Source organism: Gemmatimonadota bacterium (genome assembly GCA_041390105.1).
Classification (GTDB): Bacteria; Gemmatimonadota; Gemmatimonadetes; order Longimicrobiales; family Gaopeijiaceae; genus JAGQIF01.
In genome coordinates this window covers 756,438-778,795 of sequence record JAWKQO010000003.1, presented here as the reverse complement: position 1 = coordinate 778,795, position 22,358 = coordinate 756,438, and the positions used below count along the sequence as shown (strand labels likewise).

Genomic DNA, 22,358 nt, shown 5'->3' with positions numbered 1-22,358 from the left:
CCCGCTCTGCTGTCGCTAGTGACTCGACGTGTGCGTGACCGCCGAGCCGGTGTCCAACGACAGCAAGGTGACGGGGTGAGGAAACGTTCGCAGGTCGTGGTCGTGCTGGCTCTCGGCGCCGGTCTGGGGCACACTCACGCAGGGGCTGCCCAGGAGCCGCAGGTACTGACGCTGGACCAGGCCATCGCGCTCGCGCTCGAGGTCGCTCCCGGGATGCTGGACGCCCGGTCGGGTCGCGCGCAGGCGGGGTCCACCCTCCTCACTTCGCGGGGGTCCTGGCTTCCCTCGCTCTCCCTCGGCGGGACCTACGCCAACTCCAGCAATGAGCGCTTCGACCAGGCCACCGGCCAACTGGTTTCCCAGAACTTCAGCGCACAGGCCCAGGCCGGACTGACGCTCTTCGCGGGGGGCCGGCGTTTCGCTCAGAACCGCTCCGCGGGCGCCGGTGTCGCCGCAGCCGACGCCGATCTCATTGCCGAGCGGTTCCAGACGATCCTCACCACCACCCAGGCCTACTACGATGCGGCCGCCGCTGGCGAGCTGGTCAAGGCGGCCGAGCAGCGGCTGGCGCGCGCCGAGCAGCAGCTCTCCTTCGCCCAGACCCGTCTGGAGGTGGGCACAGCCACTCGCTCGGACGCTCTGCGGGCTGAGCTGGAGCGGGGCAACGCCCAGCTCGCGGTTCTGGAGGCGAACGCCGGCTGGCGCGGCGCCGCGCTACAGCTGGGTCGCCGGGTCGGCATCGAAGGGGAGGTCCGACCGGCGGAAGCGGCACTTCCCGATCGTGCCCCGGCCTTGCCCAGCGCCGAGTCGTTGGTGGCGGAAGCGCTCGCTTCCTCTCCCATCGTCCTCGCGGCCGAAGCCACACTCCGCAGTCGCCAAGCCGATCATCTGGCCAGCTACACCGGCTATCTGCCGAGTGCGCAGCTCGCCGGTGGCTACGACTGGTTCGCGTTCAACTTCCCGCCCAAGGAGCGGAGCTGGAATCTCCGCCTCACCGTCTCCCTGCCGGTGCTGAACGGCTTCCAACGGGAAGCGGCTCTGCAGCGCACCGAGGCTGCCGAGCGAGCAGCGCGCGGCCGCGCCGAGGACGCGCGCATCGCCGCACGTGCGGACGTGGAGACGGCGGTGCTCACCATCGAAGCCGCCGAGCAGAGGGTGCGGATCGCCGACCGCTCGGTCGAGCTGGCACAGGAAGACCTCCGCGTGCAGGAGGAGCGTTATCAGATCGGCGCGGCCACCATCCTGGACCTGCAGACGTCGCAGGTGACGCTGGCGGATGCGGAGATCAGCCGGGTGCTGGCTCGGCAAGCCCTGGGAACTTCGGTGGCCCGTCTCGAGGCCATTCTCGGAAAACGGATCGGAGCGCGATGATCGGGCTTGCAATGAGGGGCGGACGCGCGTTGGCGCTGGCGGTGGTCCTGGCGTCGCTGGCCTGTGGTGGGGGCGGCGAGGAGCCACCCGCCGCGCCGCAGCGAGGGGGGGGAGGACGCCCCGGGGGCGGGCCGCGGGGGCCAGGGGGGCCGACGCCCGTAGAGGTCGTGCCCGTGGAGACGGGGTCCATCGCCCAATCGGTGAGCGTCGCCGGTGTGGTGGAGCCGATCCGCACGGTGGGAGTCAACAGCCTTCTCAGCGGTGCCATCCTGTCGATCCATGCCGAGGAGGGCGCGGTGGTGCAGGAAGGCGCCGTGATGGCGCGCTTGGACGACCGCGAGCTCCAGGCGCAGCTGGCCGCGGCGGAAGCCGCCTTCCAGGTGGCCGAAGCCGCATTCCAGCGGTCCGAACGTCTGCGGGAACGACAGGTCATCACGCTGCCCGAGTACGAGCGCGACCGCACGGCCTATTCCGCGGCGCGCGCCCAATTGGATCAGGTGAAGACCCGCGTGGGCTACGCCACGGTGCGTGCTCCCATCCGGGGGGTGGTGACCGAGAAGCGCGTCGAAGCCGGAGACATCGTGGCGCCGCAAACGCGGCTGTTCACGTTGGCCGATCTGTCCACGATCGTCGTCCGCGTCGGGGTCTCGGAGCTCGACGTGGTCGAGCTGGCGGTCGGTGACTCGGTGGACGTGGCGCTGGACGCGTTTGCGAATCGGGAATTGCGGGGGCGGATCCGGCGCATCTTCCCGACAGCAGATCCCGCGACCCGTCTGGTTCCCGTGGAGGTGGCTCTGGAGGGAGAAGCTGCGCGCCTGGCGCGACCGGGCTTCCTGGCGCGAACCACCTTCGCGCTGCAGGCACATGACGGCGTTCTGTTGGTACCCGCCTCCGCCATCGTCGGGGGCAGCGGCTCGGCCGCCGTGTTCGTGGTCGAGGACGGGCACGCCGTGCGCCGTACGGTAACCACCGGCCTGAACTCCATGGGCCGGGTCGAGGTCGTCGAGGGCCTGCGCTCCGGCGAGCGCGTGGTCACGGCCGGGAACAACCAGCTCCGCGACGGGGCGGAGGTGCGCGTGCAAACACCCGGTGGTGCGGGGGGCGGTGAGGTCGGTGGGGAGCCGGGCGACTCCAGCCGGAGAAGCGGGACATGAAGACGCGTCGGGGGCTCCCGAGCCTCTCCATCCAACGCCCGGTCGGCACCGTGATGCTGACGTCCGTCGTGATCGTCCTGGGCCTGTTCTTCCTGTCGGGGCTGCCGCTCGATCTGCTTCCCACCATCGTCTATCCGCAGGTGCGGGCCTCGGTGAACAACCGGGGCGTGGAGCCCCAGGTCCTGGAGGAGACGGTGGCGAAGCCGCTGGAGGCGGCACTCTCCACCACCGAGGACCTCGTGAAGATGGAAACCGAGGTCCAGGAAGGGCGCGTGAGCGTCAGCCTGAACTTCGCCTACGGCACCGACATGGACTTCGCGCTCCAGGACGCGTCCAAGAACCTGGACCGGGCCCGGGCCGCACTGCCGGAGGAAGCCGATCCACCGACGGTATTCAAGTTCGACCCGTCGCAGTCGCCCGTCTTCGAGGCGGCCTTCTCGTCCAACACCCGCGACCTGATCTCGCTGCGCGACTGGGTCGAGTATCGTCTGCAGCCTCAGCTCTTGACCATCCAGGGTGTAGCCTCCGTCGACATCTCCGGCGGGTTGGTGCGTGAGATCCAAGTGGTGCTGGACCAGGAGCGCCTCCGCTCCTACGGACTCACCGTGTCCCAGGTCATCGACGCTGTGCGTGCGGCCAATCAGGACGTCGCCGCCGGCCGGGTCTCCTCACCCACACGGGAGATCGTGGGCAAGACCAGCGGGAAGTTCCGAACGGTGGACGACGTGCGGGCGGTCCTGCTGCCCACCGGGGGCGGCGGCCGCATTCCGCTATCCGAGATCGCACAGATCTCCGATACGCATCGGGAACAGCGACTGTGGGCGCGCCTGAACGGCGTCCCGGCGGTCAAGATCTCGGTCCGCAAGCAACCGAACGCCAACACGGTCTCGGTGGCCGAACAGGTGGAGCAGCGCCTCCAGGAGCTGCGCGCGTCCGGATTCGTGCCCGGTGACATTGACCGCCAGACCATCCAGAACCAAGCCACGTTCATCCGGAACTCGATCCGGGCAGTGCAGAGCGCTGCCCTGGGCGGCGCCGTGCTGGCCATGATCGTGGTGTTCCTGTTCTTGGGCTCGCTGCGCAAGACGTTCATCATCGGGTTGGCCATTCCCATCGCCGTGCTGGCCACGTTCATGATGATGGGCATCGGGCGTCTGACGCTGAACATCATGAGCCTGGGTGGCTTGGCGCTCGGCGTGGGTCTGCTGATCGACAACTCGATCGTCATGCTCGAGAACATCTTTCGCAGGAAGGAGCAGGGACACGAAGCAGCTGAAGAGGCCGCGCACGAAGGGGCCTCCGAGGTGCAGAGCGCCGTGGTGGCCTCGACGGCTACCAACCTCGCCGCCGTGGTGCCGTTCCTGCTGATCAGCGGGCTGGCCGCGCTGATCTTCCGCGAGCTGATCCTCACCATCTCCTTCGCCATCCTGGCATCGCTGGCGGTGGCTCTGACACTGGTGCCGATGTTGGCTGCGCAGCTCTCTCGCATCCGCTTCTCCAGCGGCCTGCAATCGTGGGCGCTGCTCCGTGGGTTCGACGCACTCGTGGGCAGAATGCGCGTATGGTATCGGAGCGCGGCAGCCCGGCTGGTTCTGAAGTGGCGTTGGGCTGTGCTGGCTGCGGCGCTCGCGGCGCTGGTGGGCTCGGTGACGCTGGTCTCGGACCTCGGCAACGAGTTCCTCCCGCAGGTGGACGACGGCAACGTGGGGGTCATGGTGACGTTGCCCCCGGGCTCGGCCGCGGAGGAGACCAACCGCATCGTGCAGGAGGTCGAAGGCATGATCGGTGACATGCCCTACGTGCGGGCCGTCTTCGCGACCGCCGGGGGCATGCTCTTCGGTGCGTCCACCAACGAGACCGCGGGGCGCGGTTCCGTGGACATCGTGCTGGCTCCCGGCACCGAGCGCGACATCACCGCCGAAGCATGGGTGCAGACTCTGCAGCGGCGCATCAACGAGCGCGGCTTCCCGGGAGCGCGCGTGTTCGTGCGCCCTCCGCGGATCCGCGGGCTCCGCACCAACTCGGCGGGATCGCCGGTCGCGGTGGCGGTGCAAGGCGACGACCTCCTGGAGCTTCAGCAGATCTCCGAGGAGATCCTGGCCCTTACGCGCGGCGTGCCTGGCCTGGAGAACCTGCAGCCGTCCACCGACGAGGCCAGCCCGCAACTCTCCGTCGAGCTCGATCGCGAGCGGGCTGGCTACCTCGGTCTCAGCGTGGCCGCGGTGGGGCAGACGCTACGCACCGCGCTGGACGGGACCGTGGCCACGCGCTTCACCGCGGGCAACCAGGAGTATGATCTGCGGGTCATGTTCCCCCGGGAACGGTTCCGCAGCCCGGAGGATCTGGAGTCGATCGCGCTGTTTCCGGGGCAGTCCGGCGGCGCCCCCATCTATCTGCGGGACGTCGCCCGTGTGCGCACGGTGTTGGGTCCCACCACCATTCGGCGTGAGAACCAGAACCGTCAGGTCCAGCTCACGGGAGATGTGATCGCAGAGGTCGCCAGCGTGGGCGAGGTCAATGACTCGATCCGGGTCAGACTGGCGGGCCTGCAGCTTCCCGACGGCTATGGCGTGATCTTCGGCGGCGAGGAGGAGGCCATCCGGGAGAGCAACCGTCAGATGACCATCGTGGTCTTGCTGGCGGTCTTCCTGGTGTTCGTCGTGATGGCCGTGCAGTACGAGAGCATCGTCAACCCGCTCGTCATCCTGTTGGCCATGCCGCTCTCCCTGATCGGTGTGTGCGTCATGCTGTTCCTGACGGACACACCTCTGAGCGCGCCGGTCCTGCTGGGGGTGATCCTGCTGGCAGGCATTGTGGTCAACAATGCCATTCTGCTCGTGGAGTACATCGAGCAGGGAAGGAAGGAGCGCGGCCTCACGCGCGAAGAGGCCGTCCTGGAGGCGGGCGCCGTGCGACTGCGTCCGATTCTCATGACCACGCTCACTACGCTGTTCGGCATGCTGCCGCTGGCATTGGGGATCGGGCAAGGGGCGGAGCTGATGCAGCCCCTGGCCATCGCCGTGGTCGGTGGGCTCACCGTATCGACGCTGCTCACCCTGTTCGTGGTACCGAGCGCGTATCTGATCTTCAACCGTAGCGCCGAGCGCATGGGCGCCTGGCTCACGGGAGCGAAGAGAGCCGGCGAGCCGCAGTCGGACGGAGTGGGCGAACTCGGGACGCATACTCCCACTCCGGTGGGTTCTTGAACCGACTGACCTGAGGCGCCGAAGGTCCTGCGAACCTGCGCGAGGCCCGGCCGCAGACGAGTCGGTCGCGCTACCAGCGGGCCAGCTCGACCACCAGGCGGTCGATGGCGTCGCGGACCTCGTCCGAATCCAGACCGGACCCGTTGGAGAGGATGCTGAAGACCATCTCCCGCCCGTTGTCCCGCACCAGGTAGCCCGACAGCGAATTGACGTGCGTGAGCGAGCCCGTCTTGGCGAAGACCCGTCCCTGCAGGGATCGCAGCCGACCCGCCATGGTGCTGCCTCGCTCCCCTGGTTCGGGTAGCGCCGCTCGGAAACGGTCTCCTCCCGGGCGGATGCGCATCTGGGTCAGCACGTCCACCAGCGCCCGGGGCGTCACCAGGTTGTAGATGGAGAGCCCCGAGCCGTCGACCACCTCGACGTCGCGCGAAAGCACGTTGAACGAGCGCCCCAGCTCCGTCTCCAGGGCCTCGGGGACCTGCCTCCACCCGCCGCGGCCGATGGTGGCCTGGGCGAGCGCGTGGGCCAGCTGGTCGGTGATGAAGTTGTCGCTGGGCTCCAGGGCGGCCTGCACGATCTCGATGAGCGGGGGTGAGGTAAGGGTGGCCAATCGCCGCGCCGCCGGGCAGTCCGGTACCCGGCCCGCTGCGCATCCGCCGACCAGCGCCGCTTCGGCATCCCAGGCGAACGCCAGGCCGCCTTCGAAGGAGATGCCGCGCTCGGTAAGCACCTCGTACAAGAGCTCACCGGCGACCCGCACCGGGTCCCCCTGCGCGATGCGGAGGGTGCGTCTCCACCCGGGGGGCACTGTCCCGGAGACCACCAGCCTGCCGTCCTCGCCGGGTGGCCGGGACTGCACACGGGCGCTGTCGGTCAGCGCGCTGCGTACCTCGACGCGCACCCGTCCGGAGGCGAGACGTGGCTCGGCCGAGACGCTGGCGGAGCCGCCCACCGACTGCGCTGCGCTCACGGTCAGCGCCACCTGCCCGCCGGCCACCACGAACGGTCCGCCGGAGGCACCCCAGGACCAGCCGACGTCCTCCACCATCCAGGAGCCCGGCACCCCGGTGGTGTCCCAGGCACTGGCGTCGATGAGGAGCGGACCGCTGAAGCGACGTGCCCCCTGGGCCAGCAGACTGTCCGCCAGGGCGTCGAAGACCGTACGCCAGGAGGGATGGAAGGCCTCCGACCAGGTGGGATCCCCCACACCGACCAAAACGAGAGCGCCGTCCACGCTTCCCCGACGCGTCGGACCGGTCGCGAACACGCCTGTGCGGAAGCGATGGTCGGGTCCCAGGGCGCTCAGCACCGCAGCGCCGGTGAGCACCTTCTGGTTGGACGCCGGCGCGAAGGTGTGGTGCGCGTTCAGGGACAGGAGCACATGTCCGTCGTGCAGGTCCTTGGCCACGATGCCCCAGTGCACCTGGTCGTAGGGCGGGCGGTCGATGATGGCCGCCACGCGCTCGATCAGCACCGTCTCGCCGACGGCAGCGGGGCGCGTCAGCGAGGACTCCTCCAACCGGTCCGACTCCAGGGGAACGAACACGTCGGTGGGGGCGGAGTCGGCCACCACCTCCCGTACCACGTAGACCGTGTCGCGCGAGACGCTGACTGCGTCGCCACCACCGGCGGGAGTGGCGGACGGCCGCGCCGCGGTCTGGCCGGCAGACGGCGCAGGTGCGGAGGCGGTGCCGACGCCCGAGCAGCTGGCCAACAGCACGGCCAGGCAGGCGACGGTCGACGACGAAGTGGAACGCATCAGCTCTCGCACGACGAGAAGGTGTGGGGTCGTACGCCGAACCTACCGCAAGACGCCTGCCCGATGGAGAGGAGCCGCCGTCAGGACTCCGGCTCCAGGCGCACGGCCGTGCCGTAGCACAACATCTCCGCCGCGCCGCGCGTGACCTCGGCGGACTGGAAGCGCAGACCCAGCACGGCGTCGGCGCCCAGGACCCGCGCTTCCTCCGTCATGCGGTCGATGGCCTCTTCCCGGGCCTCGGCCAGGACCTTGGTGTACTCGAACAACTCGCCGCCGGTGATGTTCCGCATGGTGGCGACGATGTCCTGCCCGATGTGCCGGGCCCGGATGCTGGCGCCGCGCACCAGCCCCAGAACCTGGACGATGCGCTGGCCGGGGATCGACTCGATGGTGGCCAGGATCATCGATAGACGTCCTTGTAGGGGTCGACCTGCCAGTGTCGGTACCGCTCGTAGAGCACGGTGGCGAAGAGCAGCACGATGCCCAGCACCACGCCGCCGGTGGCCATCTTTTCCCAGAGGGCGATGGACGAGCGCGAATACATCCAGGTGCCGTAGCTGATCCAGACGACGGCCCCCAGCAGAATCAGCATCCAGCCGATGGGCCGGGTGAGCCGGCGATGGACGCGCTCCCAGACCGATCCATCCAGCAGTTGGGGATCGAAGGAGAGTTGTTGCAGGTCGGCCTTCATGGCCTGGAACAGCGCGATGTCCCGCTGCAGCTCCGTGGAAGAAGCGAGCTCGCCCTCGATGCGCACGGCCTCCTCGGGCGAGAGCTCGCCATCGAGGTAGCGCATCAGGGTTTCGTGCGTAACGATAGCCATCTCAGTGCGTGTGCCCCTCCAGGGTCGTCCACCCCATCATCTCCAGCGCCTCCTTCAACGCGCGACGTGCGTGGAAGAGACGGCTGGCGACGGTCCCGTCGGGGATGTCCAGGATGGACGCGATCTCCTGGTAGCGGAACCCTTCCAATTCCTTCAAGACCAGAACCTCACGGTGCTCCGGCGCCACCTGCTCGAGCGCCTTCCACAACAACTCGCGCCGCGCCGCCCGCTCCCGTACGTGATCGGGTCGGTTCGCCGCGTCGTCCGGATTCCTCTCCAGGTTCTCGTCCAGCACCTCGACCTTGAAGCGGGCCTGCCGACTGCGCAGGAGGTCGCGACACCGGTTGCGGAGGATCTGGAAGAACCAGGGGCCGAAGGGACGCTTGGGGTCGAAGCGGGCGAGCGACTGCCAGGCCTTCACGAAGGCATCCTGCACCGCGTCGCGCGCCTCGTCGGCGTCACCGAGCATGCCGAGTGCGAGCCTGAGGCCCGGGCCCTCGTAGGCCCGAACGATCGGCTCGAAGAAGCGGGGGCCTCCGGCCCGACACTTCGCGATCAACTCCCGCTCGACCTCCGGTTGCAAGCAGACTCCAGTTTGACGGTTCTACGCAGGACCTACGGGCGAGCCCCCAACAATCTTCACGAGCGGGGGCAGGGGCAACCGACCCGGTCCGCATTGCCGCAGCCCGGGTGGCCGGATAGGCTGCGGTGCATGAGCCTCGCCATACGACGGATGGTACTCGGGCTGGTCTTCGCGCTCGCCGGGAGCGGCACGCTCCGTGGCCAGGGCAGCGCCCCTCGCCCGCCTCTGATCACCCTGGTGGAGCAGACCTCGGGCACGGACGCGCTCCTACAGGCGGTGAGTCCGGTGAGCCAACGAGTGGTCTGGGCGAGCGGCCACGCCGGGACCATCCTCCTGACGCTGGACGGGGGCGGCACCTGGGTCACCCGGCCCAGTGAGGCCGGCGACTCCCTCCAGTTCCGTGACGTGCACGGGTTCAGCGGCCGCGAGGCCGTGGTGCTGACCTCGGGGAACGGGCCCCTTTCGCGCCTCTACCGGACCGAGGACGGGGGAGCCAGCTGGAGCTTGACCTTCCTGATGGAGGAGCCGGCGGGGTTCCTGGATTGCCTGGATTTCCTGGATGAGACGCACGGCTTCGCCTATGGCGACTCCTTCGACGGGGTGCCGTTCCTTCTGGAGACGAAGGACGGGGGACGGAACTGGAATCGAGTCTCCGCCGCGGCGCTGCCCGCCGCCGGCCAGGGAGAGGGCGGGTTCGCCGCCTCCGGGACCTGCGCTCGGGCCGCGCCGGACGGCGCGTTCTGGATTGCCACCGGCGCGGGGGGGAACGCCCGGCTGCTGTCGCTGCGTTCGGGGGCCGGACAGTGGTCGGTGCAGGAGGCTCCCGTGGTCCGCGGCGATGCGGCCGGCCTGACCACGGTGGCCTTCGGTGCGGCGGGGAGCGGCGTGGCGCTGGGGGGTGACCTGGCGCAGATGGAGGCACGCACCGACAACGTGCTGCTGACCCGGGACGGCGGACGGACCTGGGCGGCCGGCGGGGCGCTGCATCTGCTGGGCCCCGTCTACGGGAGCGCCTTCGTGCCAGGCACCACCACCGTCGTGGCGGTGGGGCCGGGTGGTGCGGACGTCTCCGACGACGGTGGGCGCACCTGGCGAGCGCTCTCCGATCAGACCTACTGGGCGGTCGGCGTCGCGGCGGGCGGTGTGGGCTGGATGGTGGGACCGCGCGGCCGCATCACCCGAATTGAGTGGTAGTCCTCACACCATAGCCGCAACCGCTTCCACGAAGCGGTCGATCTCTTCGGCGGTGTTGTAGTAGTGGGGCGAGGCGCGTAGCGCACCCGACACTTCCTTCTGGTCGAAGTCCAGCACGCCGACCTCACGTGGGCTCGCCGAGGTGTTGATGCCCAGCTGGCGCAGGCGCTGCATGACGTCCGCCGGATCGAGCGATCCGATCTCGGCCGTCACCAACCCGGCCAGCTCCGGTCCCTGGTCCAGCACCCGGATGCCCGGCACGGAGGACAGCCGCTCGCGCGTGAGCGCCGCCAGCGCGCGCACCCGGCGCTCGATGGCGTCGAGCCCCAGGTCCAGCGCGTAGCGGGCCGCCGCACCCATGCCCAGCACCAACGCCCACGCGAACTCCCAATTCTCGAAGCGGCGTGCATCGGGTGCGGGCTGATACAGATCCGCCTCGATCCAGTCGGCGCCCCGCATATCGGGGAGCAGAGGCTCCAGGCCCTGGCCGAGCGCGCGCTCCGACACGTAGAGGAAACCGATGCCGCGCGGTCCTCGCAGGAACTTGCGCGCGGTCGCGGACAGGAAGTCACAGCCGAGTGCCTGCACGTCGATCGACATCTGGCCCACGGACTGACAGGCGTCGACCAACACCGTGACGTCCCGTTCCCGGCAGACGCGACACACCTCTTCCACCGGCTGGACCAATCCGGAATTGGTGGGCACGTGCGTCACCGACACCAGACGCGGACGCAGGCGGTGCACCAGCTCGGCGAGGGCAGCCACGTCCACGCCTCCCTCCTCGGCGTCCGGCGCGCGCACCACGCGGATCCCCATCCGCCGTTGCAGGGAAAGGAACGCGATCTGGTTCGACGCGTAGTCGTTGCGCGTGGTGAGCAACACGTCACCCTCGCGGAACGGGATCGCCGAGAGGGCCGTGTTGAAGGCCGTGGTGGCGCTGTCCATGAAGGCCACAGTGCCCGCCGGAGCGTTGAGCAGCGCGGATACGGACGCGTAGGCCTCTGCGATGGCGTCTGCGCGCTCGGCCGCGGCCTCGTAGCCACCGATGCGTGCCTCCAACTCGAGGTGCTGGCGTACGGCGTCCAGCACCGGCGTGGGCATCAGGGCCGCGCCCGCGTTGTTGAGGTGGATGCGGTGTGCGGTTCCCGGCGTGTCGGCGCGGAGGGCGTGGAGATCGAGGCTCATGCGGCGCAGTAGGTTCGGGCGGCCTGCTGAAGCACCCTACAGTGGGTCTGCAGCGAGTCCAGGTCCACCCACTCGACGTCGGCGTGTGCACCGGTGCCCGAAGGACCGAAGACCACGGTGTCGATTCCCGCGGCCTGGATGAAGGCCGCATCCATCCAATAGCTGCCGCCCTGACGTCGTGGGGACGCGCCCTGCACCTGTGCAAACGCCCGGTCCAGCGTGCGGACCACGTCGGAGCCGTCGTGCGCTTCGAAGGGAGCCCGTTCCAACAACAGGCGAAGCTCTGCCCGGAAGCTGGGGTCCTGCCACGTCAGCGTGTCCAGTAGACCCTGTAGCTCGGCCAGGATCTCGTCCGTGCGCTCACCGGGGAGCGTGCGACGCTCCAGCCCCGCCACACAGCGGTCGGCGTACACGCTGAGGCCCGCGCCCCCGTGCAGCGTGCCCACGTGCATGGAGCCGGGACCCAGCAGCGCGTGCCCGGTGCCTTCCCGCAGCGCCCGCTCCAGCGGTTCCAGGGCGGCCAGCACGCGACCCATGCGGAGGTTGGCGTCGATGCCTTCCCGGAAGCGCGAACCGTGCGCGGCGCGCCCGTGCGTGACCAGCTCCACCCAGAGGAACCCCTTGTGGGCTATGCAGATCTCCAGCTCGGTGGGCTCCGTGACGATGGCACCATCGGTCCGGACGGCCGCCAAGACCGCCTGCATGCCCAGGCTGGCCTCCTCCTCGTCGGCCACGGCCGTCACCACCACGTCGCCGGCCAGGCGCGGGCCCCGGGCCAGCGCCCGGGCGGCCGCCACGCAGCTGGCCAGGCCCGACTTCATGTCGTAGGAGCCCCGGCCGTGCAGGTGCCGTCCCTCGAGACGCGGCTCGAACGGTCGCTCCATCCCACCGGGACCGACGGTGTCCAGGTGCCCATTCAACATCAGGGAGCGACCACCGCCCGTCCCCGGCAGGCGGCCCACCACGGAGTCCCGTCCCGGACCCGCCGCGATGACCGTTACCTCGAGCCCCGCCTCCTCCAGATCGCGGGCCACCACGGAGGCCATGGCGGCTTCGTGGGTGCTGCCGTCCGAGAAGGCCGGATTCACGGAGGGGGTGGCTACATAGCGGGCCAGAGCGTCTTCGAGGAACTCGTCTCGGGATGCGGTACTCATGGGGGCTCCGTGCAGGCGGTGGGCGGCCCAAGCGACGCCGCCGAGTGGCCTGCCGCAAGGGAAGCGCTGCATGAGAGCGGTACCCCGCCGGCCGGTCGCCCCGCGGCCGGGGGCAGTGTTACCGTAGGATCCCCCCGGAATCACCTCAGCAGGACGCTGCTCCCTGAAGACCTCGACCGATTCCCGGACGCAGGAAGCCGCCGCTCGCGAGGTGGCAGAGCTCCGCCTGGCGGTCGAGGAGCACAACTACCGCTACCACGTCCTCGACAAGCCGACCGTCTCGGACGCGGAGTTCGACAGGCTCTTTCGGCGGCTGCAGGAGTTGGAAGAGCGCTATCCCGCCCTGCGCACGCCCGACTCCCCCACCCAGCGGGTCGGCAGCGAGCCGCTCTCCACACTCCCCAACTTCGACCACGTGGTGCCCATGCGCTCGCTGGACTCCAGCCAGGAGCCAGCCGATGTGAAGCGTTTCCACGAACGCATCATGAAGGCGCTGGGTGGCGACCCCGAGTTCATCCTGGAGCCCAAGCTGGATGGCGCCTCGCTGGAGCTGGTGTACGAAGACGGACATCTGGTGCGGGCAGTCACGCGCGGGAACGGGGTCACCGGTGAGGGCGTGACCGAAAACGTACGCACCATTCCCTCTGTGCCACTCAAGCTGCGTGGCACCACGCCGCCTGCGCTGCTTTCCGTGCGCGGCGAAGTCATGATGTTCCTTTCTGCCTTCGAGGAGCTCAACCAGCGGCTGGTCGAGCGCGGCGAGGAACCCTTCGTCAATCCGCGCAATGCGGCTGCCGGTGCCATCCGTCAACTCGATTCCCGGATCACGGCGGAACGTCCACTGCACCTGATCGCCTACGATGTGCTCCATGCGGAGGGCGTCGCGGTGGAGACCGACCGACAGGGTCTGAAGTGGCTCGCTGAATGGGGGTTTCGCGTTCCCGACCGGGTCGAGACCGCGTCCAGCCTGGACGAGATCCTCGACTATCACCGTCGCTACGAAGCGGACCGGGACACGCTCGACTACGAGATCGATGGCGTCGTCATCAAGGTCGACGACCTGGATGCGCGCGAGCAGTTGGGCTCCACCTCGCACCACCCCCGTGGAGCGATGGCGTTCAAGTTCGAGCCACGCAAGGAGATCACGCGCATCGATCGCATCGTGGTCTCGGTGGGGCGGACCGGCGCCATGACGCCGGTGGCGCTGCTGCGACCGGTGGAGGTGGGCGGTGTCACCGTATCCCGCGCCACCCTGCACAACCGCGAAGAGTTGGCGCGCAAGGACGTACGGGAGGGAGACCTCGTCCGCATCCAACGCGCCGGAGATGTGATCCCGCAGGTCCTGGAGCGCGTGCCCGAGCCGGGCCACAAGCGGCACGCAGCGTATGCGCTTCCCGCCGCCTGTCCGGCCTGCGGTACGCCGGTGGTGCTCAAGGGACCCTTCACGCTCTGTCCCAACCGCTTCGGCTGCCCGGCCCAGCTCAAGGGTCGGCTGGTGCACTTCGGGTCGCGGGGCGCGCTCGACATCGAAGGCCTGGGGGAAGAGACCGCCAAGCTGTTGGTGGAGCGCGAGCTCGTGCACGATCTGGCTGGTCTCTTCCACCTGCAGGCCCAGCAGCTGGAGGCACTACCCGGGTTCGCCGAGAAGTCTGCCAACAACCTGGTGGACGCCATCCAGGCGCGGCGCAGCACGGAGCTCGCGCGTTTCGTGCACGGACTGGGAATCCCCGAGGTGGGAGCCACGGTTGCCCGCGATCTGGCCGGGCACTTTCGCACGTTGGACGCCATCCTGGACGCCACGCCCGAAGCGCTGGAGGCGGTCCCCGGCATCGGCCCCAAGATGTCGGAGGCCATCCGCACGTTCCTGGACGAGCCGCGCACCCGCAGAGCCATCGATCGCGTGGCGTCCGAGATGAGGACGCTTACGGCGCCGGCGGCAGTGAAGGGCGGCGCACTGTCCGGAAAGAAGATCGTGTTCACCGGAGGCCTGGAGCGCTTCTCGCGCGAGGAGGCCAAAGAGCGCGCGGAGGCGGAGGGCGCCAAGGTCGTGTCCTCGGTCAGCAAGGCCACGGATTACGTGGTGGCGGGCAGCGATGCGGGCTCCAAGCTGGACAAGGCCACTGAGTTGGGCGTGCGGGTCCTCACGGAGGAGGACTTCCTGACGCTGCTGGGAGAGGCCTGAGCGGCGCATGGAGAACTTCGAGATCGCGCGGATCCTCGGTGAGGTGGCCGATCTCCTGGAGATCCAGGGCGCGAACTCGTTTCGGGTGCGGGCCTACCGCAACGCCTCCAGAGCCGTGGCCCAGCTCACCCGGCCCCTGGCCGAGATGGTCGAGGGCAACGAGGACCTGACCGAGCTCCCCGACATCGGTGAGACGGTGGCCGCCAACATCGTGGAGCTACTTGAGACGGGAACGCTCCAGCGCCTGGAGGAGCTGGGGCGGGAGATCCCGATCTCCCTGGTCGAGCTGACACGCCTGGAGGGGATCGGGCCCAAGAAGGCGGCCCGGCTCTGGAAGGAGCTCGACGTTACCGACCTCGAGCAGCTGGAGGCCGCGGTGAAGGCCGGGCGGGTGGAGACGTTGCCCGGGTTCGGCCCCAAGAGCGCCGCCAAGATCCTCGCGGCCATCGACGAGCGCCGGAAGCAGCGGGGGCGGATGCTGCTCTCGGAGGCCGAGGCGTTCCTGACCCCCCTGCTTCGGCACATGGAGAAGGCGCCGGGGCTCGACCGCCTGGAAGTGGCCGGTTCCTACCGGCGGCGGCGGGAGACGATTGGTGACCTGGACCTGCTGGTGACGGTCAAAGGGGAGGGAGCCCGGGTCGTGGACCACTTCGCCTCCTACCCGGCGGTGGAACGGATCACCGGCCAGGGGGACACCAAAGGAAGCGTGGTGCTGCGCTCGGGCCCGGCGGTGGATCTCAGGGTGGTCCCGCCGGAGAGCCTGGGGTCGGCGCTTCTGTATTTCACGGGCTCCAAGGAGCACAACGTGGAGCTTCGCACCCAGGCCGTCCGCGACGGGCTCAAGGTCAGTGAGTGGGGCATCTTCCGGGTCACGGAGGAGGGCGAGGAGGGCGAGCGCATCGCGGGTCGCACGGAAGAGGAGTGCTACCGGGTCCTCGGACTCCCTTGGATCCCCCCGGAGCTGCGGGAGAACCGTGGCGAGATCGAGGCCGCTCGCAAAGGCGCATTGCCGGACCTCGTCACGGTGAAGCACCTTCGTGGAGAGGTGCATGCCCACACCGACTGGAGCGACGGTGCCCTGTCCGTGCGGGAGCTGGCCGAGGCCTGCCTGGCGCGAGGCCTCCAGTATCTGGTCGTGACCGACCACACGCCCGCGGTGGGCGTTGCCGGAGGACTCACGGCCAAGCGCGTGCGCGCGCAGTGGGATGCCATCGAGCGGGCGCGGGAAAAGGTGGAGGGCATCCGGATCTTCCGTGGGTTGGAGGTCGATATCCTGAAGGACGGCTCGCTGGACATGGAGGACGAGGTCCTGGACGAGCTCGACTTCGTCATCGTGGCGGTACACACCTACATGGCGCTCGACAAGTCGGAGATGACCGAGCGCGTGGTGCGTGCCCTGCGCCATCCCGCTGTCGATCTTCTGGCCCATCCTACCGGCCGGCTGCTCAACCGCCGTGAGCCGTACGGGATCGACATGGAAACCGTGCTCCACGCGGCAGCCGAGCAGGACGTCGCCGTGGAGATCAACTCGAGTCCGCGGCGGTTGGACCTTTCCGATGTGCACCTGGCGCGAGCGCGCGAGTTGGGGGTGCCGGTGGCCATCACCACCGACGCGCACAAGGCCAAAGACCTCGACAACGCGCGCTATGGCGTGGATCAGGCCCGCCGGGCCTGGCTCGAGCGCGACGACGTCTTGAACGCACGCACCGCGACGCAGTTCGCCAAGTGGCTGAGGCGGCGCCATGGGTGAGCTGCTTCCGCGGGTCCTGTTGCTGGCCGGCGGTGTGGGCGCCCTGTACTTCGGTGCCGAGTGGCTCATTCGCGGAGCCGCCGCGTTGGCGCAGCGGTTCGGCGTGCCGCCCATCGTGGTCGGTCTCACCGTGGTTTCGCTGGGGACGTCCGCGCCCGAGCTGGCGGTGAGCATCCGCGCAGCGCTGGGCGGCGCTTCGGACATCGCCATCGGCAACGTGCTGGGGTCCAACCTTGCCAACGTGGGTCTGGTGCTGGGGCTCACGGCCCTGATCCAGCCGCTCACGGTCGCCGCCCGCGTGGTTCAGCGGGAGATCCCCATCATGATCGGGATCACGCTCCTGCTCTATCCGCTCATCCTCGATCTCGAGGTGAGCCGCTTGGACGGCGTGGTGCTGGTGGGGTTGCTGGTCGCGTACCTCCTCTACGTGATGCGCGCGTCCAAGGAGGAGCCGGAAGCCGTCCTCGAGGAGTTCAGCGAGTTCATCGAGGAGTTTCCGGACGGCAAACCCACCACGCGCACCACGCTGCGCGACCTGGGCCTCATCCTGGTCGGCCTTTCTGCGTTGGTGATCGGTGGCAACGCCATCGTGGCTTCGGCCATCTACATCGCCAGCGCTCTGGGCGTCTCGGAGATCGTGATCGGCATGACCGTGGTCGCGGTCGGGACCTCCTTGCCCGAGCTGGCGACCTCGATCGTCGCCGGGGTGCGCGGCGAGGCCGACATCGCCGTGGGCAACATCATCGGCTCCAACATCTTCAACATCGGGGGCGTGCTGGGCGTCACCTCCATTGTGGCTCCGATCCCGGTGGGGAGCGACGTGCCCCACCTCCATCTCCTGGCGGTGCTGTTCCTCTCTCTGCTGGTCTTCCCCTTCGCCAAGACCAGCTACCGCGTGCAGCGCCTCGAAGGCACCCTGCTGTGCCTGACCTACGTCGGGCTGGGGCTCTGGATCTTCTGGTGAGCCGCGGCCGCGACCCCGTCCTCGATGCCATCGCACGCTGGCGCGCCAACGGGCTGATCACCGAGGAGCTCGCCGAAACCCTGCACAACGACGCCGCCGGTGAGGCCCAGGAGCGGAACCGGGCGTTGTTGCAGTACGTGCTGGGGGCCACCGCGGGTGTCGTGCTGCTGATGGCGGCAGGCGTGTTCATCGCGCGCAACTGGGTGCTGCTCGAGGTGCCATTGCGCTGCACCATCCTGGGCGTCACCGGCCTGCTGCTGGTCGCCGGGGCACGCATGCTGGAGCGCCGCGAACGGATGGAGCCGGTGGGCGTGGGGCTGCGGGCCTCCGGCCTCTCCTTGCTGCTGGTGGCGTACCTGTACTCGGACGAAGCCTGGAGTGCGGGCTCGCCCGGCGCGCTGGCTGTCGCTGCATTGGCGCTCTTGACCCCGTGGCTCAGCCTACGCCTGAGCATCGGCCGCCGACCGGGTCCCGCGGCGGTCAACACGATCGCAGCGTACGCGTTCCTGGCTGTGTTCCTGGACCGGCTCGGTGTCGCTACCGACGCCATCGTCTGGGTGTTGGACGGGGTCCTCCTGCTGACCCTGGCGGCGCTCGCGACCCGCCTGCGTGCCGGCCTGGGTGGAGCAGCCGCCGATCGGGCGTTGGTGTCCTTCGTGGTGAGTCTCTTCGGAGGATTGATCCTGATCTGGTGGACCGCGGTCGGTCCGCTGGACACCGATGCGGCGATCTGGGGGCTCGACCTCTGGCTGCTGCTCATCGTGGCCGTGCTGCTCTGGGGCATCCATCGTGCGCCCGCCGCCCTGCAGCGCTCCTGGTATCCGACGCTGTTGGCCTTCACGGTGCTCATCGCGATCGTCTTCTCGTTCATGACGCTCGACGAGCTGCACCTCCACGGCCGCGAGATGGCGATCGGGCCTGGAGTCATTGCGGCGCTGGGGATCCCCTATGGCCTGCGCCACTCCAAAGGTGTGGTGCTGAGCTCCTGTCTGGCCGTGTTGGCGGCGGCGCTGGCGCTGGCCGACTTCGGTCGCCGGAGCCCGCTCGCGAGCGTGTTCATCCTGGCTGCTACCGCAGCGCTGCTGTTCTGGATCGCAACCCGTCTGGCGCGCCGCACCCCATGACCCACGCCTTCGGCGAGCGGCTTCCCGACCTGCGCGTACGGCCACCCGGACCCAAGTCTCAGCAGTGGGCCGCGCGGCTGCGCAGAGTGGAGTCCCGCAACGTCACCTTCGTCTCGGAGACCTTTCCGGTCTTCTGGGTTCGCGCGCGCGGCGCCAACGTCGAGGACGCGGATGGCAACATCTACCTCGATCTGAGCGGCGCGTTCGGTGTGGCGGCAGCCGGCCACACGGCCGAGCCCATCGTGCAGGCGCTACACGACCAGGCCGAGATCCTGGTGCATGGCATGGGGGACATCCACCCCACGCCGTTGAAGGTGGAGTTGCTGGAGCGGCTGGCGCGGCTGGCACCGTGGCGTTCGGCGCGGGGCGTGTTGGCGTCGTCGGGCTCGGAGGCCATCGAGGTCGCCTTGAAGACCGCGCTGCTGGCCACGGGTCGCACGGGGGTGCTCGCGTTCGAGGGCTCCTACCACGGGTTGACGCTGGGCGCGCTGTCGGTCACGCACCGTGACGACTTTCGTGCACCGTTCCGAAGCCGGTTGTTCGAGGGTGTGCGCTTCCTGCCCTTCCCGGGCGGACCGTCGGGGGCACCCGTGCACGAGGCATTGACCCGCGTGCGCGAGGTCCTGGCCGGGAGGGACGGTGGCCCGGCCGTAGGGGCCGTGCTCGTCGAGCCCATCCAGGGCCGTGGCGGGGTGCGGGTGCCGCCTCCGGGATTTCTGAGCCAGGTGGCAGAGCTGGCCCATACGGCCGGTGCGCTGATGATCTGCGACGAGATCTTCACCGGACTCGGGCGTACGGGCCGTATGTTCGCGTTCGAACACGAGGGGCTGAGTCCCGACGTGATCTGCTTGGGCAAGGCGCTGGGCGGGGGAATGCCGTTGTCGGCTTGCTTGGCGCCCCGTCGCGTCATGGATGCCTGGCCCGAGTCCGCCGGTGAAGCCCTGCAGACGAGCACCTTCCTGGGCCACCCGCTCTCCTGCGCCGCCGCGCTGGCGTTCCTGGACGTGCTGGAAAAGGAGGGCCTGGTGCGCCGAGCCCGCGAGGTCGGCGACCGCCTGCAGTCGCGGCTGCGGGACCGGCTCGGGGCCCTTCCCGGTGTTCGCGACGTCCGGGGCCGCGGACTGATGATCGGGATCGAGCTCTCGGTAGGCGATGGCCAACGCAGCGGGTCCGAGGTGGCCGAGGCGCTGCTGCGTCGCGGGATCCTCCTCCTGCCTGCGGGTCCCCAAGGGAACGTGTTGGAGCTGGTGCCGCCGCTCACGATCGCGGAGCATCAGTTGGACTTCGCGGTGGAGACGTTGGTCGCGGAGCTGGGTTGAGTGCAGCCCTCGGTTCCGCGCACACGGACGCCCCCTACGGGGGGCGGCCGCGGGAACGCTCGATGACCGTCTACAACCCTTCCAGGATCTCGCGCGCCACACCGGTGGTGGAGAAGCCACCGTCGTGGAAGAGGTTCTGCATGGTGACTTTGCGCGTGTAGTCACTGAACAGGGCGATGCAGTAGTCCGCGCATTCGTCGGCCGTCGCGTTGCCGAGCGGGGACATCACCTCCCCGTACGCCAGCATCTTGTCGAAGCCGGAGACGCCGGTGCCCGCGGTGGTGGGCGTCGGTGACTGTGACACCGTGTTCACGCGCACTTTGAACGCTTTTCCGAAGTGATAGCCGAAGCTGCGCGCGATGGACTCGAGCAACGCCTTCGCGTCGGCCATGTCGCCATACTCGGAAAACGTGCGCTGGGCGGCCACGTACGACAGCGCCACGATGGACCCCCACTCGTTCATGAGCTCTCTCTGGTAGAGGAGCTGCATGATCTTGTGGAAGGACATGGCGCTGACGTCCCAGGTCTTCTGGAGCCAATCATAGTTCAGATCGGTGTAGCCCCGCTTCTTGCGCACGTTGGGCGACATGCCGATCGAGTGCAGCACGAAGTCGATCTTCCCGAACTGTGCCTGGGCGGCGTCCAGCAGGGTGCCCAGATCCTCGACGGAGGTTGCGTCGGCGGCCACCAACTCAGAGCCGGTCTGCTCCGCCAGCTCCTTCACCTTGCCCATGCGCAGGGCCACCGGCGCATTGCTCAGGATGAAGCGGGCGCCCTCCGCGTGGGCGCGTTCGGCGACCTTCCACGCGATGGAAAGTTCGTCCAGCGCTCCGAAGATGATGCCGGTCTTGCCGTCCAGGAGGTTGTGCGCCATGGCCTCGTGCCGTTCGAAAGGAAGCGCCGCACGGACGGTGGGCGCCGGCGGACGGACCGCCGTGGGCCAAGATAGGCCGACCCCCCCGCCGCCGGAACCGGAGCGGCGGCGGCAGGGGGATCAGGACGTCCCGCCTCGGAGCTGCGGAAGCGGGAAGCCTGCTCGTGCAGAGCGTTCCTACCCCGCTCAGCGCAGCGTCGCTGGAAGCTGGCGCACCACCACCGAAGGGATGTCGAGATCGTCGAGGTCCACGTAGGCCATGCGTCCGTCCGGCCCAAAGGCCACGGGGAGGCGCATTCCGTTTGGAGCCACGGTCCCCAGGTATTCACCGGAGGCGTCGATGACGTCGATGGGGCCGTCCTCGCCCACGCGGCGGCCGCTGCGCTCCACCCAGATCCGGCCGCCCCAATCGGTGGACAGGCCTGCCAGCACGGCCCGTTCCTCCGCGAAGGTGGCCTGTTCGAGCTGCTGCGAGACCATCTCGCGCATGGCCTTTTGATCGATGGACATGCTGCGGGTGCCCCCCGCCGAGCCGCTGCCGCCTCCCTGCAGGATCATGACACCCGTTCCCCCGCCGCCGCCCGAGACGCCGGCGAGCCGCTCTTCCTTGTAGGCCTCCCGATCCGCGTCGGTGAGCCGGCGCGGCGCGATGGGACGGCGCAAGACCCGCTCGATGCCACCGTTTGCACCCACCACCTTCACCGCGTAGTCCACCGAGTCACTCACCGCCAGTCGCCCTCCGGGGAGGAGCCCGTAGTAGAGGCCAGGTGCCATGGCCACCTCCGATGCACCCACGGAGAAGCGCATGCCCCCGCCGGACATCTGGGTGGGACGTTCCTCCGCGGCCAGCTTCCAGGCGTTGTAGGCTACGCCGCTCGCTGCACCGCCCGTGAGATCCACCCGCCGAATGGGGCGCCGGTCGGGTGGGGGCCCTTCCGCGCTCTCGCTGGTGCGGATGGTGAGCCCATCGGTCGAGAAGACCACCCGACCCGCTTGGTCCAGCGCGAAGCCTCGGATGGGGAGGCCCTGCTCCAGGGGTTGGGCCTGTTGCCCGAGGAAGCGCCCGTCGGGTCCGAAGCGGAGGAAGCCCATGTGCCCTACGTCGAAGACCACCAGTTCACCTTCTCGCGTGACCGAGAGGGCGACGGGAGTGCGGAACTCCCCCGGGCCGTCGCCCTGCAGCTCGTGCGTCCGCACCAGCCCACCGCGCGGGTCGATCACGACCACGCGCTGCGACTGCGGATCCAGCACGTACAGGTTCCCCTGGGCGTCGAACGCCATTTGCGTGACCCGCGCGAACTCCTGCCAACCCGTGCCCTCGGCGCCGCCGACGCGGAACAGCTCCACCGGTTCGACGGCCAGCGCGCGGTCCCGCTCGGGGAGCTGGATGGTTTGCTGGGCGGACAGGGCGGCGGCGTGCAGCAGGGGCAGGAGGGAAAGGACCCAGGCTCGTCTCATGGTTCAGCTCAGGTTGGAGTCGGTGGCGTGTGCGGCGGTCCGACCGCTGGCAGGCACTGAGCCTGGGCTCCGGGTCGATGTCCGTTCGCTGAGTGCGATGCGCCCTGGAGGGTCCAGCGTTGGCCGGGGGGCCGCCGCTGTCCCCGGTACGCGCGGTCCGGAGCCGGGCATTACCTTTCCCGAGCGGCGGTCCACGAGGGGGCACTCCCCCGAGGACGCCCCGGACACGGTCCCTCCGCGCGCCGAGCGGTGCAGCAG

17 protein-coding genes are annotated in these 22,358 nt (G+C 69.2%); 9 read left to right on the top strand and 8 right to left on the bottom strand.

Going from position 1 to position 22,358, the window contains the following annotated elements; translation table 11 throughout:
* Positions 1–75: 75 nt before the first annotated feature.
* From R3E10_16445 to R3E10_16435, 3 genes are read left to right on the top strand one after another with little or no spacing between them, the layout of a single operon-like run.
* Positions 76–1,371, top strand: coding sequence for a TolC family protein (locus R3E10_16445; protein ID MEZ4417345.1), 1,296 nt, complete (start codon positions 76–78; stop codon positions 1,369–1,371).
* Positions 1,368–2,525 (top strand): efflux RND transporter periplasmic adaptor subunit, encoded by a 1,158-nt coding sequence (locus tag R3E10_16440; protein ID MEZ4417344.1) that lies wholly within the window; start codon positions 1,368–1,370, stop codon positions 2,523–2,525. The genes R3E10_16445 and R3E10_16440 overlap by 4 nt, the downstream gene beginning before the upstream one ends.
* Entirely contained in the window at positions 2,522–5,731 is a 3,210-nt protein-coding gene (locus tag R3E10_16435; GenBank protein MEZ4417343.1) for an efflux RND transporter permease subunit, read from the top strand. Before R3E10_16440 ends, R3E10_16435 begins: the two co-directional genes overlap by 4 nt.
* A gap of 70 nt (positions 5,732–5,801) precedes the next feature.
* Here R3E10_16435 and dacB read toward each other — a convergent pair whose 3' ends face one another.
* The 4 genes from dacB to R3E10_16415 form a co-directional block, all read right to left on the bottom strand.
* A complete protein-coding gene (gene dacB / locus R3E10_16430; GenBank protein ID MEZ4417342.1) occupies positions 5,802–7,490 on the bottom strand; it encodes a D-alanyl-D-alanine carboxypeptidase/D-alanyl-D-alanine-endopeptidase in 1,689 nt (562 codons plus the stop codon).
* Positions 7,491–7,570: 80 nt separating this feature from the next.
* Complete coding sequence (locus tag R3E10_16425; protein MEZ4417341.1) at positions 7,571–7,894, bottom strand: YbjQ family protein; 324 nt, start codon at positions 7,892–7,894, stop codon at positions 7,571–7,573.
* Positions 7,891–8,286: a hypothetical protein gene (locus tag R3E10_16420; GenBank protein ID MEZ4417340.1), complete on the bottom strand. Its 396-nt coding sequence runs from the start codon at positions 8,284–8,286 to the stop codon at positions 7,891–7,893. Before R3E10_16420 ends, R3E10_16425 begins: the two co-directional genes overlap by 4 nt.
* 28 nt (positions 8,287–8,314) lie before the next feature.
* Complete coding sequence (locus R3E10_16415) at positions 8,315–8,896, bottom strand: RNA polymerase sigma factor (GenBank protein MEZ4417339.1); 582 nt, start codon at positions 8,894–8,896, stop codon at positions 8,315–8,317.
* Between the two features lie 129 nt (positions 8,897–9,025).
* On the opposite strand from R3E10_16415, the gene R3E10_16410 reads away from it, so the two are divergent.
* Positions 9,026–10,090: an oxidoreductase gene (locus R3E10_16410; GenBank protein ID MEZ4417338.1), complete on the top strand. Its 1,065-nt coding sequence runs from the start codon at positions 9,026–9,028 to the stop codon at positions 10,088–10,090.
* Positions 10,091–10,093: 3 nt separating this feature from the next.
* Here the strand turns inward: R3E10_16410 and R3E10_16405 are convergent, their stop codons facing one another.
* Positions 10,094–11,275, bottom strand: coding sequence for an aminotransferase class V-fold PLP-dependent enzyme (locus R3E10_16405; GenBank protein MEZ4417337.1), 1,182 nt, complete (start codon positions 11,273–11,275; stop codon positions 10,094–10,096).
* Positions 11,272–12,429 carry a M20/M25/M40 family metallo-hydrolase gene (locus tag R3E10_16400; GenBank protein MEZ4417336.1) on the bottom strand — a complete coding sequence of 386 codons (1,158 nt, stop codon included), beginning with the start codon at positions 12,427–12,429 and terminating at the stop codon, positions 11,272–11,274. Before R3E10_16400 ends, R3E10_16405 begins: the two co-directional genes overlap by 4 nt.
* 211 nt (positions 12,430–12,640) lie before the next feature.
* Between R3E10_16400 and ligA the strand changes: the two genes are divergently transcribed.
* From ligA to R3E10_16375, 5 genes are read left to right on the top strand one after another with little or no spacing between them, the layout of a single operon-like run.
* Positions 12,641–14,611 carry an NAD-dependent DNA ligase LigA gene (ligA, locus tag R3E10_16395; GenBank protein ID MEZ4417335.1) on the top strand — a complete coding sequence of 657 codons (1,971 nt, stop codon included), beginning with the start codon at positions 12,641–12,643 and terminating at the stop codon, positions 14,609–14,611.
* A 7-nt stretch (positions 14,612–14,618) separates the two neighbouring features.
* Positions 14,619–16,361, top strand: coding sequence for a DNA polymerase/3'-5' exonuclease PolX (polX, locus tag R3E10_16390; protein MEZ4417334.1), 1,743 nt, complete (start codon positions 14,619–14,621; stop codon positions 16,359–16,361).
* The gene (locus R3E10_16385; GenBank protein ID MEZ4417333.1) at positions 16,354–17,325 is read left to right on the top strand and encodes a calcium/sodium antiporter; all 972 of its coding nucleotides are present in this window, start codon (positions 16,354–16,356) and stop codon (positions 17,323–17,325) included. Before polX ends, R3E10_16385 begins: the two co-directional genes overlap by 8 nt.
* Complete coding sequence (locus R3E10_16380) at positions 17,322–18,449, top strand: hypothetical protein (protein MEZ4417332.1); 1,128 nt, start codon at positions 17,322–17,324, stop codon at positions 18,447–18,449. The genes R3E10_16385 and R3E10_16380 overlap by 4 nt, the downstream gene beginning before the upstream one ends.
* Positions 18,446–19,768: an aspartate aminotransferase family protein gene (locus R3E10_16375; protein ID MEZ4417331.1), complete on the top strand. Its 1,323-nt coding sequence runs from the start codon at positions 18,446–18,448 to the stop codon at positions 19,766–19,768. Before R3E10_16380 ends, R3E10_16375 begins: the two co-directional genes overlap by 4 nt.
* 70 nt (positions 19,769–19,838) lie before the next feature.
* On the opposite strand, the gene R3E10_16370 is transcribed toward R3E10_16375, so the two are convergent.
* Positions 19,839–20,642, bottom strand: a complete 804-nt coding sequence (locus tag R3E10_16370) for an SDR family oxidoreductase (GenBank protein MEZ4417330.1) — start codon at positions 20,640–20,642, stop codon at positions 19,839–19,841.
* Between the two features lie 186 nt (positions 20,643–20,828).
* A complete protein-coding gene (locus tag R3E10_16365; protein MEZ4417329.1) occupies positions 20,829–22,100 on the bottom strand; it encodes a hypothetical protein in 1,272 nt (423 codons plus the stop codon).
* Positions 22,101–22,358 lie beyond the last annotated feature (258 nt).